17 protein-coding genes are annotated in these 13,596 nt (G+C 62.9%); 5 read left to right on the forward strand and 12 right to left on the reverse strand.

All coding sequences use genetic code 11. The features are described from left to right. The first annotated feature begins 1 nt into the window (after nucleotide 1). Together A4F85_RS21750 and A4F85_RS21755 are read left to right on the forward strand one after the other, a co-directional pair. Nucleotides 2-544, forward strand: coding sequence for a TPM domain-containing protein (locus A4F85_RS21750; RefSeq protein WP_012202360.1), 543 nt, complete (start codon nucleotides 2-4; stop codon nucleotides 542-544). 108 nt (nucleotides 545-652) lie between these two features. Beyond that, nucleotides 653-913 carry a hypothetical protein gene (locus A4F85_RS21755; RefSeq protein WP_012202359.1) on the forward strand — a complete coding sequence of 87 codons (261 nt, stop codon included), beginning with the start codon at nucleotides 653-655 and terminating at the stop codon, nucleotides 911-913. Nucleotides 914-1,007: 94 nt separating this feature from the next. On the opposite strand, the gene A4F85_RS21760 is transcribed toward A4F85_RS21755, so the two are convergent. From A4F85_RS21760 to A4F85_RS21800, 9 genes are all read right to left on the reverse strand, one after another. After that, entirely contained in the window at nucleotides 1,008-1,424 is a 417-nt protein-coding gene (locus A4F85_RS21760) for a F0F1 ATP synthase subunit epsilon (RefSeq protein ID WP_012202358.1), read from the reverse strand. A gap of 159 nt (nucleotides 1,425-1,583) precedes the next feature. Then, on the reverse strand, nucleotides 1,584-2,993 hold the full coding sequence (atpD, locus tag A4F85_RS21765) for a F0F1 ATP synthase subunit beta (protein ID WP_012202357.1): 1,410 nt from the start codon (nucleotides 2,991-2,993) through the stop codon (nucleotides 1,584-1,586). 34 nt (nucleotides 2,994-3,027) lie between these two features. Next, the gene (gene atpG, locus A4F85_RS21770; RefSeq protein ID WP_043824939.1) at nucleotides 3,028-3,900 is read right to left on the reverse strand and encodes a F0F1 ATP synthase subunit gamma; all 873 of its coding nucleotides are present in this window, start codon (nucleotides 3,898-3,900) and stop codon (nucleotides 3,028-3,030) included. 18 nt (nucleotides 3,901-3,918) lie between these two features. Next, nucleotides 3,919-5,472 (reverse strand): F0F1 ATP synthase subunit alpha, encoded by a 1,554-nt coding sequence (gene atpA, locus A4F85_RS21775; protein ID WP_012202355.1) that lies wholly within the window; start codon nucleotides 5,470-5,472, stop codon nucleotides 3,919-3,921. 48 nt (nucleotides 5,473-5,520) lie between these two features. Further along, complete coding sequence (locus A4F85_RS21780) at nucleotides 5,521-6,060, reverse strand: F0F1 ATP synthase subunit delta (RefSeq protein ID WP_012202354.1); 540 nt, start codon at nucleotides 6,058-6,060, stop codon at nucleotides 5,521-5,523. A 12-nt stretch (nucleotides 6,061-6,072) separates the two neighbouring features. Then, nucleotides 6,073-6,543, reverse strand: a complete 471-nt coding sequence (locus tag A4F85_RS21785; RefSeq protein WP_012202353.1) for a F0F1 ATP synthase subunit B — start codon at nucleotides 6,541-6,543, stop codon at nucleotides 6,073-6,075. Nucleotides 6,544-6,578: 35 nt separating this feature from the next. Then, nucleotides 6,579-6,827, reverse strand: coding sequence for a F0F1 ATP synthase subunit C (gene atpE / locus A4F85_RS21790; RefSeq protein WP_011803767.1), 249 nt, complete (start codon nucleotides 6,825-6,827; stop codon nucleotides 6,579-6,581). 51 nt (nucleotides 6,828-6,878) lie between these two features. Beyond that, nucleotides 6,879-7,742, reverse strand: a complete 864-nt coding sequence (gene atpB / locus A4F85_RS21795; protein ID WP_012202352.1) for a F0F1 ATP synthase subunit A — start codon at nucleotides 7,740-7,742, stop codon at nucleotides 6,879-6,881. 21 nt (nucleotides 7,743-7,763) lie between these two features. Then, on the reverse strand, nucleotides 7,764-8,246 hold the full coding sequence (locus A4F85_RS21800; RefSeq protein WP_012202351.1) for an ATP synthase subunit I: 483 nt from the start codon (nucleotides 8,244-8,246) through the stop codon (nucleotides 7,764-7,766). Between the two features lie 286 nt (nucleotides 8,247-8,532). Here A4F85_RS21800 and A4F85_RS21805 point away from each other — a divergent pair, with 286 nt between their 5' ends. The 3 genes from A4F85_RS21805 to lipA are packed head-to-tail and all read left to right on the forward strand — an operon-like array spanning nucleotide 8,533 to nucleotide 10,563. Then, nucleotides 8,533-8,850 (forward strand): YbeD family protein, encoded by a 318-nt coding sequence (locus tag A4F85_RS21805; RefSeq protein WP_034397898.1) that lies wholly within the window; start codon nucleotides 8,533-8,535, stop codon nucleotides 8,848-8,850. Next, nucleotides 8,847-9,572 (forward strand): lipoyl(octanoyl) transferase LipB, encoded by a 726-nt coding sequence (gene lipB, locus A4F85_RS21810; RefSeq protein ID WP_063327687.1) that lies wholly within the window; start codon nucleotides 8,847-8,849, stop codon nucleotides 9,570-9,572. Before A4F85_RS21805 ends, lipB begins: the two co-directional genes overlap by 4 nt. A gap of 10 nt (nucleotides 9,573-9,582) precedes the next feature. Further along, nucleotides 9,583-10,563: a lipoyl synthase gene (gene lipA / locus A4F85_RS21815; protein ID WP_013800257.1), complete on the forward strand. Its 981-nt coding sequence runs from the start codon at nucleotides 9,583-9,585 to the stop codon at nucleotides 10,561-10,563. A gap of 395 nt (nucleotides 10,564-10,958) precedes the next feature. Here lipA and ptsP read toward each other — a convergent pair whose 3' ends face one another. The 3 genes from ptsP to A4F85_RS21830 all read right to left on the reverse strand — a co-directional run bounded on the left by ptsP (nucleotide 10,959) and on the right by A4F85_RS21830 (nucleotide 13,551). Continuing rightward, nucleotides 10,959-12,734, reverse strand: coding sequence for a phosphoenolpyruvate--protein phosphotransferase (gene ptsP, locus A4F85_RS21820; protein ID WP_012202347.1), 1,776 nt, complete (start codon nucleotides 12,732-12,734; stop codon nucleotides 10,959-10,961). Nucleotides 12,735-12,851: 117 nt separating this feature from the next. Next, nucleotides 12,852-13,121 (reverse strand): HPr family phosphocarrier protein, encoded by a 270-nt coding sequence (locus A4F85_RS21825; protein ID WP_012202346.1) that lies wholly within the window; start codon nucleotides 13,119-13,121, stop codon nucleotides 12,852-12,854. After that, nucleotides 13,090-13,551, reverse strand: coding sequence for a PTS sugar transporter subunit IIA (locus A4F85_RS21830; protein ID WP_170962107.1), 462 nt, complete (start codon nucleotides 13,549-13,551; stop codon nucleotides 13,090-13,092). The genes A4F85_RS21825 and A4F85_RS21830 overlap by 32 nt, the downstream gene beginning before the upstream one ends. Nucleotides 13,552-13,596 lie beyond the last annotated feature (45 nt).

Genomic DNA, 13,596 nt, shown 5'->3' on the forward strand with positions numbered 1-13,596 from the left:
GATGGCGGCTGCAATCACAGGCTTTGTACAGCGTCTGCTCCGGCTGCTGCGCCACCATTGGGCCGAAGGACAGTTGCGCCGTGCACTCCCGCCTGAAAGCCTGGCGGAGCTGGAGCGCCTGATCACCATGAGCGAGCAGCGCCATACAGGCCAGATTCGCATCTGCGTCGAACCCGGACTGCCGCCCAGCTACCTGTGGCGCGACGCCACGCCGCGCGAGCGCGCCATCACGCTGTTCGGCAAGCTGCGCGTCTGGGATACCGAACACAACAACGGTGCTCTGATCTATCTGCTGCTGGCCGACCACGCCATCGAAATCGTCGCCGACCGCGCCCTGGCGCGCACCCTGCCGGCGGAACAATGGCAAACGCTGATCAGCGACATGGGTGCCGCCTTTCAGGGCGGCCATTACGCCATGGGCATGACAGCAGCCCTGGAGCGCGTGAGCCTGCTGCTTGAAACCAACTTTCCGCGTGACCCGCTCCAGCCTGTGCACGATGGCAGCGACAATCTTCCCGATGCTGTCGTGATACAGCACCACTGAAAGGCAGGCAGGCTGCGCAGGCCGGGCCGAGCCACCCCCTTCATCAAGCTATCGCGGGCACGGAGGCTGTGATAGCGTCACGCCATTTCATCAAGGAGCATCCACACCATGAAGAACACCCTGGCCCGCCTGGGCCTGCTGGCCGCCGTGCTGACCCTGAGCGCCTGCGCAAGCCCCATCCTCGACGACTCGCAGGAATATGACTATGTGCTCAGCTGCAAGCTGCGCGAAGACGACCCCAAGCGCTGCGAGCAACAGATCCGCGCCCTGTGCCCCGTGCCCGCCAAGGCCGTGACGCACAAGTCGCGCACGGTGGACCCCAAGGACAATGCCGTGACCTACGTGTACCAGGCCCGCTGCGGCGACTGAGCCATGGGGCCGGTGAGACCGGCCTTCCAGCCTTTCGCACCAAAGAAAAAGCCGCCCAAGGGCGGCTTTCTTGCAGCTGGAGCCCGAATGGGGCTCAGCGCTTTTGGCGGAACTTGCGCAGGGCTGCGATCTGAGCGGCCATGACGGCCAGCTCGGACTGGGCACGCGCCAGATCGACTTCGCTCTTGGCGTTCTTCAGTGCTTCCTCGGCTTCGAGCTTGGCCTTCTCGGCCTTCTCGGCGTCCAGGTCGGCACCGCGGATGGCGGTGTCGGACAGCACGGTCACACAGTTGGGCTGCACTTCCAGGATGCCGCCGGCCACGAAGACGAACTCTTCGCTGCCGTCCGCCATCTCGATACGCACCGAGCCGGGCTTGATGCGCGTGATCAGCGGAGTGTGGCGGGGAAAAATGCCCAGTTCGCCGGATTCACCGGGCAGGGCGACAAAGCGCGCTTCACCGGAGAAGATGGACTCTTCGGCACTGACCACATCAACGTGGATGGTGTTCATCTTTGCTCCTCAGAAAAGGTTGACTGGAACTTGGAACCGGCAGGGCCCAGATCGGGGACACCGAGCAAGGGCCACCCCGCAGCGATGGTGTCGTCCCCCTTCCCCGCGAAGCGAGTAGAGAGGGGGAAGCGACGCAGTCGCTCAGGGGGTGCCGCAGGCTCAAGCCGCCAGTTTCTTGGCCTTCTCGAAGGCTTCGTCGATGGTGCCAACCATGTAGAAGGCCTGCTCGGGCAGGTGATCGCACTCGCCAGCGCAGATCATCTTGAAACCACGGATGGTTTCAGCCAGCGACACGTACTTGCCGGGAGCGCCAGTGAACACTTCGGCCACGTGGAAAGGCTGCGACAGGAAACGCTGGATCTTGCGGGCGCGGGCCACGGTCAGCTTGTCTTCGGGAGCCAGCTCGTCCATGCCCAGAATGGCGATGATGTCGCGCAGTTCCTTGTAGCGCTGCAGCGTGCCCTGCACTTCGCGGGCCACCTTGTAGTGCTCTTCACCCACGACTTGGGGGTCCAGCTGGCGGCTGGTGGAGTCCAGCGGATCGACGGCGGGGTAGATACCCAGCGAAGCGATGTCACGCGACAGCACCACGGTCGAATCCAAGTGGGCGAACGTCGTGGCAGGCGAGGGGTCGGTCAAGTCATCGGCGGGCACGTAAACGGCCTGGATGGAAGTGATCGAACCGACCTTGGTCGAGGTGATGCGCTCTTGCAGGCGGCCCATTTCCTCGGCCAGCGTGGGCTGGTAGCCCACGGCGGAAGGCATGCGGCCCAGCAGAGCGGACACTTCGGTACCAGCCAGCGTGTAGCGGTAGATGTTGTCCACGAAGAACAGCACGTCCTTGCCTTCGTCACGGAAGGCTTCGGCCATGGTCAGGCCGGTCAGCGCCACGCGCAGACGGTTGCCCGGGGGTTCGTTCATCTGGCCGTAGACCATGGCCACCTTGGAGTCGTTCAGCGACTCCTGGTTGACCACGCCGGCGTCCGACATTTCGTGATAGAAGTCATTGCCTTCGCGGGTACGTTCACCCACACCGGCGAACACCGACAGACCACCGTGGCCCTTGGCGATGTTGTTGATGAGTTCCATCATGTTCACGGTCTTGCCCACACCGGCGCCACCGAACAGACCCACCTTGCCGCCCTTGGCGAAGGGCGAGATCAGGTCGATCACCTTGATGCCGGTTTCCAGCAGTTCCTGCGAAGGCGACAGCTCGTCATAAGCCGGTGCCTTGCGGTGGATGGGAGCCGTCAGCGCCTGATCCACGGGACCGCGTTCGTCGATGGGGTTGCCCAGCACGTCCATGATGCGACCCAGCGTCGCCTTGCCCACGGGCACGGTGATGGGGTTGCCGGTGTTGGACACCATCAGGCCGCGACGCAGACCGTCGGACGAACCCAGGGCGATGGTACGCACAACGCCGTCACCCAGCAGTTGCTGCACTTCCAGCGTCAGGGCCGAGCCGTCGAGCTTCAGGGCATCGAACACCTTGGGCATTGCGTTGCGGGGGAACTCGACGTCCACCACAGCGCCAATACATTGAACAATCTTGCCTTGCACTTGAGCCATTTTTTGCTCCAATTAGTTTGTCTGTTGAGCTGCTTTACACAGCAGCGGCGCCAGCCACGATTTCCGACAGCTCGGTCGTGATCGCTGCCTGGCGCGTCTTGTTGTAGACCAGCTTCAACTCGCCAATGACGCTGCCTGCGTTGTCGGTAGCGGCCTTCATGGCCACCATGCGCGCCGATTGCTCGGACGCCATGTTTTCCGCGACAGCTTGGTAGACCAGGGACTCTGCGTAGCGCACGAGCAGCTCGTCGATCACGGACTGCGCGTCGGGTTCGTAGATGTAGTCCCAGCTATGGCCAGACGTCTTCTCGGCCTGCATGCTCTCGGACGACAGGGGCAGCAACTGCTCCACCACCGATTCCTGCTTCATGGTGTTGATGAACTTGGTGTAGCTCAGGTACACCGCGCTCAGCTTGCCCGCTGCATATGCATCGAGCAGCACCTTCACAGGGCCGATCAGCTTTTCCAGATGGGGCGTATCGCCCAGACCCGTCGCGTGCGAAACCACCTTGGCGCCGACACGGTTCAGAAAGCCCAGACCCTTGTTGCCAATGGCCACTGCTTCTGCCGACACGCCTTGATCCTGCAGCTCCCGCAGCTTGGCCGTGACAGCACGCAACACGTTGGTGTTCATGCCGCCGCACAACCCCTTGTCCGTCGTCACCACGATGACGCCGGCTGTCTTTGCATCACCGTTCACTTGCATGAACGGGTGCACGTACTCGGGGTTGGCTTGGCCAAGATGGACTGCAATGTTGCGGATCTTTTCGCTGTACGGGCGTGCAGCCAGCATCCGTTCCTGCGCCTTGCGCATCTTGGATGCGGCCACCATTTCCATGGCTTTGGTGATCTTCTTGGTGTTTTCCACCGATTTGATCTTGCCGCGAATTTCCTTACCTGCTGCCATGATGGCTCCTCGTCCGGTTTAAGCGAACGACTTCTTGAACGCAGCGATGGCGGCGTTCAATTCGGCTTCGGAATCCTTGTCCATGGCCTTGGAAGCGTTCAGCTTGTCGATCAGGGCGCCGTGGCTGGTCTTCAGGAACTGGTGCAGACCAGACTCGAAAGCCAGCACTTGCTTGACCTGGATGTCGTCCATGTAGCCCTTGTTCACTGCGAACAGCGAAGCGCCCATCAAGGCGGTGGACAGGGGGCTGTACTGGGCCTGCTTGAGCAGTTCGGTCACGCGGGCACCGCGGTCCAGCTGCTTGCGGGTGGCTTCGTCCAGGTCGGAGGCGAACTGCGCGAAGGCAGCCAGCTCACGGTATTGCGCCAGGTCGGTACGGATACCGCCGGACTGGCCCTTGACCAGCTTGGTCTGTGCAGCACCACCGACGCGCGACACCGAGATACCGGCGTTGATGGCGGGGCGGATACCGGCGTTGAACAGGCTGGTTTCCAGGAAGATCTGGCCGTCCGTGATCGAGATCACGTTCGTGGGCACGAAGGCCGACACGTCACCGGCCTGGGTTTCGATGATGGGCAGTGCCGTCAGCGAACCCGTCTTGCCCTTGACTTCACCCTTGGTGAAGGCTTCGACGTAGTCGGCATTCACGCGGGCTGCACGTTCGAGCAGGCGGCTGTGGAGATAGAACACGTCGCCGGGGAAGGCTTCGCGGCCTGGGGGACGGCGCAGCAGCAGCGAAACCTGGCGGTAGGCCACGGCTTGCTTGGACAGGTCGTCATAGACGATCAGGGCGTCTTCGCCGCGGTCGCGGAAGTACTCGCCCATCGTGCAGCCGGAGTAGGCCGACACGTACTGCATGGCAGCAGATTCGGAGGCGGTGGCAGCCACGACGATGGTGTATTCCATCGCGCCGGCCTGCTCCAGGGCACGCACCACGTTCTTGATCGAGGAAGCCTTCTGGCCGATCGCAACGTAGATGCAGGTAACGCCCTGACCCTTCTGGTTGATGATGGCGTCGATGGCCACGGCGGTCTTGCCGGTCTGGCGGTCGCCGATGATCAGTTCGCGCTGGCCACGGCCGACGGGCACCATCGAGTCGATGGACTTGATGCCGGTCTGCAGGGGCTGGTCCACGGACTGGCGTGCGATCACGCCGGGAGCGACCTTCTCGATCACGTCCGTCATCTTGGCGTTGATCGGGCCCTTGCCGTCAATCGGCTGACCCAGGGCGTTGACCACGCGGCCGATGAGTTCGGGGCCGACGGGCACTTCCAGAATACGGCCCGTGCACTTGACGGTGTCGCCTTCGGAGATGTGCTCGTACTCGCCCAGAATCACGGCGCCGACGGAGTCGCGCTCGAGGTTCAGCGCCAGGCCGAAGGAGGGCTGGCCATCCTTGCCTGCGGGGAATTCCAGCATTTCGCCTTGCATCACGTCCGACAGGCCGTGCACGCGCACGATACCGTCGGTCACCGAAACCACGGTGCCTTCGTTACGGATGTCGCTGCTGCCAGCCAGACCCTCGATGCGGCTCTTGATCAGTTCAGAAATTTCTGCGGGATTGAGTTGCATGACTCTTTCCTTCTTTAGCTTTGGTTAGCCGAGACCTCAGTCGCGTTGTTACGCAATGAGGGCCGCTTTCATTTGTTCCAGGCGGGCCTTGACGGACGTGTCAAGAACTTCATCACCCACCACGACGCGGATGCCACCGATCAGGGACTGATCTTGCTGCACCGACAGGTTCAGCTTTCGGCCGAAACGCTTCTCCAGCGAAGTCCCGAGGGCAGCCAGAGCGGCAGCATCTATGGGAAAAGCGCTTTGAACCACGGCGTCGGACGAGCCACCGGCGCGGTTCACGAGGCTGCGAAACTGGGCCGCCACTTCTGGCAGGGCTTGCAGTCGGCCGTTTTCAATGATGACGCGCAGAAAGTTGCGAGCGGCATCAGGCAATGCCGAGCCGGCCACGCCACTGATGACGTCGAACAGTTGTTCGTCGGTCACCTTGGGGTCGTCGGCCAGCTGGCGCAATTGCGGATTGGCGGCAATCGCCGCCAATTCCTCCGCCCAGGCAACAGTGCCGGACAGGTCAGCACCCTGCTGGGTGCTGGCCTTGAACAGGGCATCTGCGTAAGGACGGGCAATGGTGGCGAGTTCTGCCATGTTTGCTCTTCCTTACAGCTCGGTCTTCAGGCGGTTCAGCAGGTCGGCATGGACGCCGGCATCCACTTCCTTGCGCAGGATCTGCTCGGCGCCCTTGACGGCCAGCGCAGCCACTTGCTCGCGCAGGGCTTCACGGGCCTGGACTGTCTGCTGCTCGGCCTCGGCGCGGGCAGCAGCAACAATCTTGTTGCCTTCTTCGGAGGCACGGGCCTTGGCTTCTTCGATGATGGCCTGGGCACGGCGTTCGGCGTCCGCAAGCCGCGATGCCGTTTCGTTGCGCGTCTGGGCCAGTTCCTGCTCGACGCGCTTGTTGGCGGCGGCCAGGTCAGTCTTGGCCTTGTCGGCAGCAGCGAGGCCATCGGCGATTTTCAGAGCTCGTTCATCCAGCGCCTTCGCGATCGGGGGCCACACGAACTTCATCGTGAACAGCACCAGGATCAGGAAAACGATGGCCTGGACGAACAGGGTCGCGTTGATACTCACGGCAACACCTTTCTATCTAGGGCGTTGATCGGAGCTTAGGCCAGGACGAAGGGGTTGGCGAAAGCGAACAGCAGAGCGATAGCAACACCGATCAGGAAGGCAGCGTCGATCAGACCGGCCAAGATGAACATCTTGGTTTGCAGTTCGTTGATCAGCTCAGGCTGACGTGCCGACGATTCCAGGAACTTGCCACCCATCAGGGCGATACCGATCGAAGCGCCGATAGCGCCCAGACCAACGATCAGACCACAAGCCAGAGCGACGAGACCGAGAATGTTTTCCATGATGACTCCTGAGATTAAAGAAAGAGAAAGGTTGAGAGGGAAAGGAAATGGTCAGTGGGCTTCATGTGCCTGGCCGAGATAGATCAGCGTCAGCATCATGAAAATGAAGGCCTGCAGGGTGATGATCAGAATGTGGAAGATCGCCCAGATAGAGCCTGCAATGATGTGCCCCAAGGGGAGCAACACACCGGAAAGCGACATGGCAGCCGCACCGCCCATCAGAGCGATCAGACAGAACACCAACTCACCAGCGTACATGTTGCCGAACAGTCGCATGCCATGCGAAACCGTCTTGGCGACATATTCAATGATCTGCATGGCCAGGTTGATAACACCCAGGATCAGTGCAAACACGGGATTCTTGCTGGTGCCGAACGGAGCGGTCACCAGTTCGTGGGCCCAGCCGCCCATGCCCTTGATCTTGATGCTGTAGAAGAAGCACAGGATCAGCACGGCCGAGGACAGGCCCAGCGTGGTCGAGAGGTCAGCCGTGGGAACGACACGCAGGTAGGCGTGCGAGTCACCCTGGACCCCCTGCCACAGTACCGGCAGCAGGTCCACGGGCAGCATGTCCATGGCGTTCATCATGAAGATCCAGACGAACACGGTCAGCGCCAGCGGAGCGATGAACTTGCGGCTTTGCGCGTTGTGGATGTTGGCCTTGGCCTGGTTGTCCACCATCTCGACCAGCAGCTCGACGGCGGCCTGGAAGCGGCCCGGCACGCCCGAGGTGGCCTTGCGCGCGGCAAGCCACAGCACGAACAGGCTCAGCACGCCCAGCGTGGCGCTGACGACGATCGAGTCCAGGTTGATGACCGAAAAGTCGATGATCGACTTTTGCTTGATGTTCTGGAGGTGCTGCAGGTGGTGAACGATGTATTCACTTGCAGTAGGTGCGTGCGCGTCTGCGGCCATCGGTCAACTTCTCTTCAAATATCAATCGGTTTTTCGGACATTGGCCCGCACTATCAGCGCGACCCAATACGTTTTCATGACGATCACCAAGCCCGCCAGCAGCGCCAGCCAACTCAGCCCCGGGACCAGCTTGGGTGCAGCCGCCAGCATGGCAATGCACAGCACCAGCTTCACCAGTTCCCAGCCAAAAATTCCCACCATGGCGGCTGCAGCGCCGCCAGGCCTCTTGCGCACGACGGCGCGCGCAAACAGCGCAGCCGGCAGCACCACCGACAAGGCGCCATAGGCAGCCGACCATCCGACCTCGGCGCGACCCGTCACCAGCCACGCGACCAGTGCCACCAGCACGCCAACCACCGCCTGGACCACCACGAAGCGCCACACAGACATCTGCGGGTTTCGCGTGCGCCACTCCTGAGCCTCCTCGGAGGTCAGGGGCTTGAAGTCGGAATCCTCGCCCTCAAGTTCCCTGTCAGCGTCTGTGTCAGCGGCGTAGTTTTTCATTGAGTTCTCGAAGGCCGCAGACCAGACAAGACTTTTTCACAAAGCCTCTGATTATAAGTAAAAACCCCTGCCGAACGATAGGGGTTGTTACGGGCATGCCCAAAACGGCGGCGGCAGCCTGGCTGTGTGGCAGCAGGCCAACAACGCCAGCCTCGCACCGCAGGCAGCTTGTTTGTTGTGTGTGGAGTTTTCGTGACCGGCGGCGCGGCAGCCCCAGGCTGCGACATGGCCGCGAACGATAGCGCACAATCGCCTCCAACGCCAAGCGATTAACCTTGATTCACCTATGACCGACGCCCCCACCCCCTCCTCCGCACCAGCAGCCGCGCCGGGCGCGGACCCGCGCAAGGACTCGTTAATCGAGTACCCGTCGCAGTTTCCCATCAAAGTCATGGGCATCAAGGCCGAGCATCTGGTGCATGAAATCACCCAGATCGCCGAGCGCTTCGACCCCGCCTTTGACCCCAGCACCATCGAGTTGCGCCCCAGCAGCAGCGGCAAATACCTGGGTGTCACCGTCACGGTGACAGCCACCAGCCGCGAGCAGCTCGACGACCTGTACCGGGCGTTCACCTCGCACCCGCTTGTGAAAGTGGTGCTTTGAGCGCCCCAGCCGCCGAGCTTGCGCAGACGCTGGACTTGCGCCTGCTGGGCCGCACCGACTACGAAGCCACGGTGCAGGCCATGCAGGCATTCACGAGCGGCCGCGATGCCGGCACGCGCGACGAGCTCTGGATCTGCGAGCACGCCCCGCATTTCACGCAAGGCCTTGCCGGGAAAAGTGACCACTTGCTGTGCCCTGGCAACATTCCCGTGGTCGCAACCAACCGCGGCGGGCAGGTCACCTACCACGGCCCGGGCCAGGTGGTCGCCTATCCGTTGCTCGATCTGCAGCGCCTGGGCTACTTCGTCAAGGAATACGTGTTCCGCATCGAAGATGCGGTCATCCGCACGCTGGAGCATTTCGGCATCACCGGCCACCGCGTGGAAGGCGCCCCCGGCATCTACGTGCGCCTCGACGATCCTCGCAGCCACGCCATGCTGGCCCAGCGCCCGCAACTGCGCGCACCCGGCTCACCCGCGCCCCAGCCCGATTTTTCGGGGCTGGGCAAGATTGCAGCCCTGGGCATCAAGGTCAGCCGGCATTGCACCTATCACGGCGTTGCCCTGAATGCCGCCATGGACCTGGAACCCTACGAACGGATCAACCCTTGCGGCTATGCAGGACTGCAAACGGTGGACCTTTCTACAATCGGCGTTCAGACAACCTGGGACGAAGCCGCGCGCGTGCTGGGACGACAGTTGCAGCGCCGCCTAGCCCCCTGAATCCAGAACCATGACCACCAACACCGTCGTGCGCGAAGCGCAGTCCCAAGCCGAGTACAACCCGCTGGCCAAGCAGAAGGCGGCAGCGAAGCTTTCGCGCATCCCGATCAAGGTCGAGCATGGCGAGGCCCTCAAGAAGCCCGAGTGGATCCGCGTCAAGGCGGGCAGCCCCACCACGCGCTTCTACGAGATCAAGGACATCCTGCGCGCCAACAAGCTGCACACGGTCTGCGAGGAAGCCTCCTGCCCCAATATCGGCGAATGTTTCGGCAAGGGCACGGCCACCTTCATGATCATGGGCGACAAGTGCACGCGCCGTTGCCCGTTCTGCGACGTGGGCCACGGCCGCCCCGACCCGCTGGACACCAACGAGCCGCTCAATCTTGCCAAGACGATTGCCGAGCTGCGCCTGAAGTACGTGGTGATCACCAGCGTGGACCGCGATGACCTGCGCGATGGCGGCTCGGGCCATTTCGTGGAGTGCATCAAGAACATCCGCGAGCTCTCGCCGCTGACCCAGATCGAGATCCTGGTGCCCGACTTCCGTGGCCGCGACGACCGTGCGCTGGAAATCCTCAAGGCCGCACCTCCCGATGTGATGAACCACAACCTGGAGACTGCACCACGCCTGTACAAGGAAGCGCGTCCCGGCTCGGACTACCAGTTCTCGCTGAACCTGCTCAAGAAGTTCAAGGCCTTGCACCCCAAGGTTCCGACCAAGAGCGGCATCATGGTGGGCCTGGGCGAGACCGACGAGGAAATCCTGCAGGTGATGCGCGACATGCGCGCCCATGACATCGACATGCTGACCATCGGCCAGTACCTGGCGCCCAGCAACAGCCACTTGCCGGTGCGCCGATACGTGCACCCCGACACCTTCAAGATGTTCGAGGAAGAAGCCTACAAGATGGGCTTCACGCACGCCGCCGTGGGCGCTATGGTGCGCTCCAGCTACCACGCGGATCAGCAGGCACACGCCGCAGGCGTTTGAGTTCGCCGCACCCAGGCGACCCTCAATGCCCAGCCCTCGCCAGCCCTGCTGCCGAGGGCTTTTTCATGGTCGCATGACGGCACATCAAGACGCGCAGGCAACAAAAAAGCAGAGCCGCTGACGCATGCTCTGCTTGAATTGGAGGCGATGTTGCCTCTTCTGACATCGTAGAAAAAAAGCCTGGCTAACCGGCAGACCGCTGGCTGGCAAACCGACTTGCTGCAGGCTGAACAGGCCTGGCGAGTCGCCCCACGATGAAACTGAAAAAGGCTTGCAGCTCGAATTCCCCACCAGAGAGTTTCTTGCTGCATTGGGGCTGATCATAGCATCGAATGAGAATCAATCGCAACTAAAGCTGCAAATCTTTTTTTCTGCGCATCCTCGCCTGCATGAATTCATGGTCCCAGCAGCGCTGCGGGACTGTCCGAGCGGAGGACTTCCTGCGCCCAGGCAGTCAGCTTGCGTGTGTCGGCGCGCAAGATTTCCTGCTTGACGACCAGGATCTGCGCCGGATGCATGGAAAAGCTGCGCAGACCCAGGCCGAGCAGCAGGCGCGTCATGCCCACATCCCCGGCAGTCTCCCCGCAGACACAGACGCTCTTGCCCTGCGCCCTTCCTTCGGCGATCACGTCCGCCACCAGCTTGAGCACGGCGGGATGCAAGGGGTCATAGAGATGGGCCACGGTCTCGTCGGCGCGGTCGATGGCCAGCGTGTACTGGATGAGGTCGTTGGTGCCGATCGACAGGAAGTCGAAGTAGCGCAAAAAGGTGCGCACGATCAGCGCGGCCGCAGGCACTTCGATCATGGCGCCCAGCTTGACCGGGCCATGGGCCACGCCTCGCGCGTCGAGTTCGCTTTGCGCCAGCCGCACCTGGGCCAGGGTCTGCTCGATCTCGCTTTGGTGGGCCAGCATGGGAAACAGCAGATGGATCTGCCCATGCGCCGCCGCACGCAGGATGGCGCGCAACTGGGTGCGGAACATGGCCGGGTCGGCCAGGCTCCAGCGGATGGCGCGCAGACCCAGCGCGGGGTTCAGGTAGTAATCCTTGGGCTGTGCCTTGTCCAACGGCTTGTCGGCGCCCACGTCCAGCGTGCGAATGGTCACGGGCATGCCCTGCATGCCGTCCACCGCTTCGCGGTAGGCGCGGTACTGCTCTTCCTCACCGGGCAGGTTGCCGCCACGCCCCATGAACAGGAATTCCGTGCGGAACAGCCCCACGCCCACGGCGCCTGCATGCACGGCCGCAGGTCCGTCGCCGGGCTGCTCGATATTGGCCAGCAACTCGATGCGCTCTCCGTCCAGCGTCAGCGCGGGCGTATGGCGCAGGCGTGAGAGGCGCTCGCGCTCCAGCTCGTTCTGGCGCTGGCGAAAGCCATACTCGGCCAGGATGATGGGAGAAGGATCGACGATGACGACGCCTGCGTTGCCATCGATGATGATCCAGTCGTCCTGGCGGATCAGCTGGCTGGCCGCGCGCGCGCCGACCACGGCCGGGATGTCCATGCTGCGCGCCACGATGGCAGTGTGCGAGGTGCGCCCGCCCACGGCCGTGATGAAGCCGGCAAACAGCCGGCTCTTGAACTGCAGCATGTCCACAGGCGACAGGTCCTGCGCCACCAGGACCAGGGGCACATCGGTGACTTCGTCGAGCAGCAGCGGCTGCTGCGGCGCGCCCTCCCCCGTTGCATCGGCTCGCGGCAGCGCGGCAGGCGCGGGCACGGGGCTGGCCATGCCCTTCATGTAGCGCAGGATGCGCTCGACCACCTGCTCCAGGTCGGCCTTGCGCTCGCGCAGATACTCGTCCTCCATCTCGTCGAACTGGCGCGAGACGACCTCGAGCTGCGTGGTCAATGCCCATTCGGCGTTGTAGAGACGATCGGAAATCCAGTGCTTGATGGCGGCGGCCAGGGCCTCGTCCTGCAACAGCAGCAGGTGGACGTCGAGCAGGGCATCGAGCTCGCCCGGCGCATCCTGGGGCATTTCATCCTGCAGACGGCGCAGCTCGTCGATGACGGCGTTGCGTGCGCTGCGGGCGCGGTCGATTTCCGCGTCCACCTGGTCGGGCCGGATGAAGTAGTGCACCACCTCCATTCGGCTGGAGGCCACCACCACCGCGCGTCCTATCGCAATGCCCCGTGAAACGGCCAGTCCGTGGATTGCAAACGTCATTGCGCCTGTCCTTTGCCTGCTGCTGCGCAGGCCCCGGGCCGTCGCAATGCGGCAGCGTCCGGGCCCGGCGCGTGTTGCTCTTTTGCGCTCACCGTCTGCCAGCGCAGCGGAGGCCCATCACTGGCCTTCGCCAAATTTGTCGTTGATCAGGGCCGTCAGCGCATCCATGGCTTCCTGCTCCTGCGGTCCTTCGGTTTCCAGCAGCACCTCGGAGCCCATGCCGGCAGCCAGCATCATCACGCCCATGATGCTCTTGGCATTGATGCGCCGCTCGCCCTTGCTCATCCAGACTTCGCAGGGAAAGCTGCCTGCAAGCTTGGTGAGCTTGGCGGAGGCGCGGGCATGCAGGCCCAGTTTATTGCTGATGGTTATAGGGGTCTTGATCATTGGATGGTCGCGGACTCTGGTTCTGAGGCGTGTTCACGCCCACCTGCATCACCCCATGGCTGCCTCCCGCCAAGGCACGCTCGGCCACGGCTTCCAGCGCCTCGTGGCGATAGCCTATGGAGCGCAGCAGCATGGGCAAGTTCACTCCGGCCACCAGCCGCCCGGCAGGCAGCTGCGCCACCAGGCGCTGCGCCACGTTGCAGGGCGTCGCGCCAAAGAGGTCGGTCAGCACCAGCGTGGGTAGCGCCACCAGGCCGCCATGGTCCTCAAGCAACTGCTCGGCACGCATCAAGGTGGCCTCGGGCGGCTCCTGAGCGGGCACATCCAGGGCAAGGACGTCCTCGGCACTGTCGGCGAACACATGCAAGGCGCATTCGCGCAGTGCATGGGCCAAAGGTGCGTGGGTGAACAAAAGGATGCGCGTGGTCATGAAGTCACAGGGTTCGGAGTCGATTATGGCGTGCGCAGGCGCATG

The organism is Delftia sp. GW456-R20 (assembly GCF_001622915.1).
Classification (GTDB): Bacteria; Pseudomonadota; Gammaproteobacteria; order Burkholderiales; family Burkholderiaceae_C; genus Comamonas; species Comamonas acidovorans.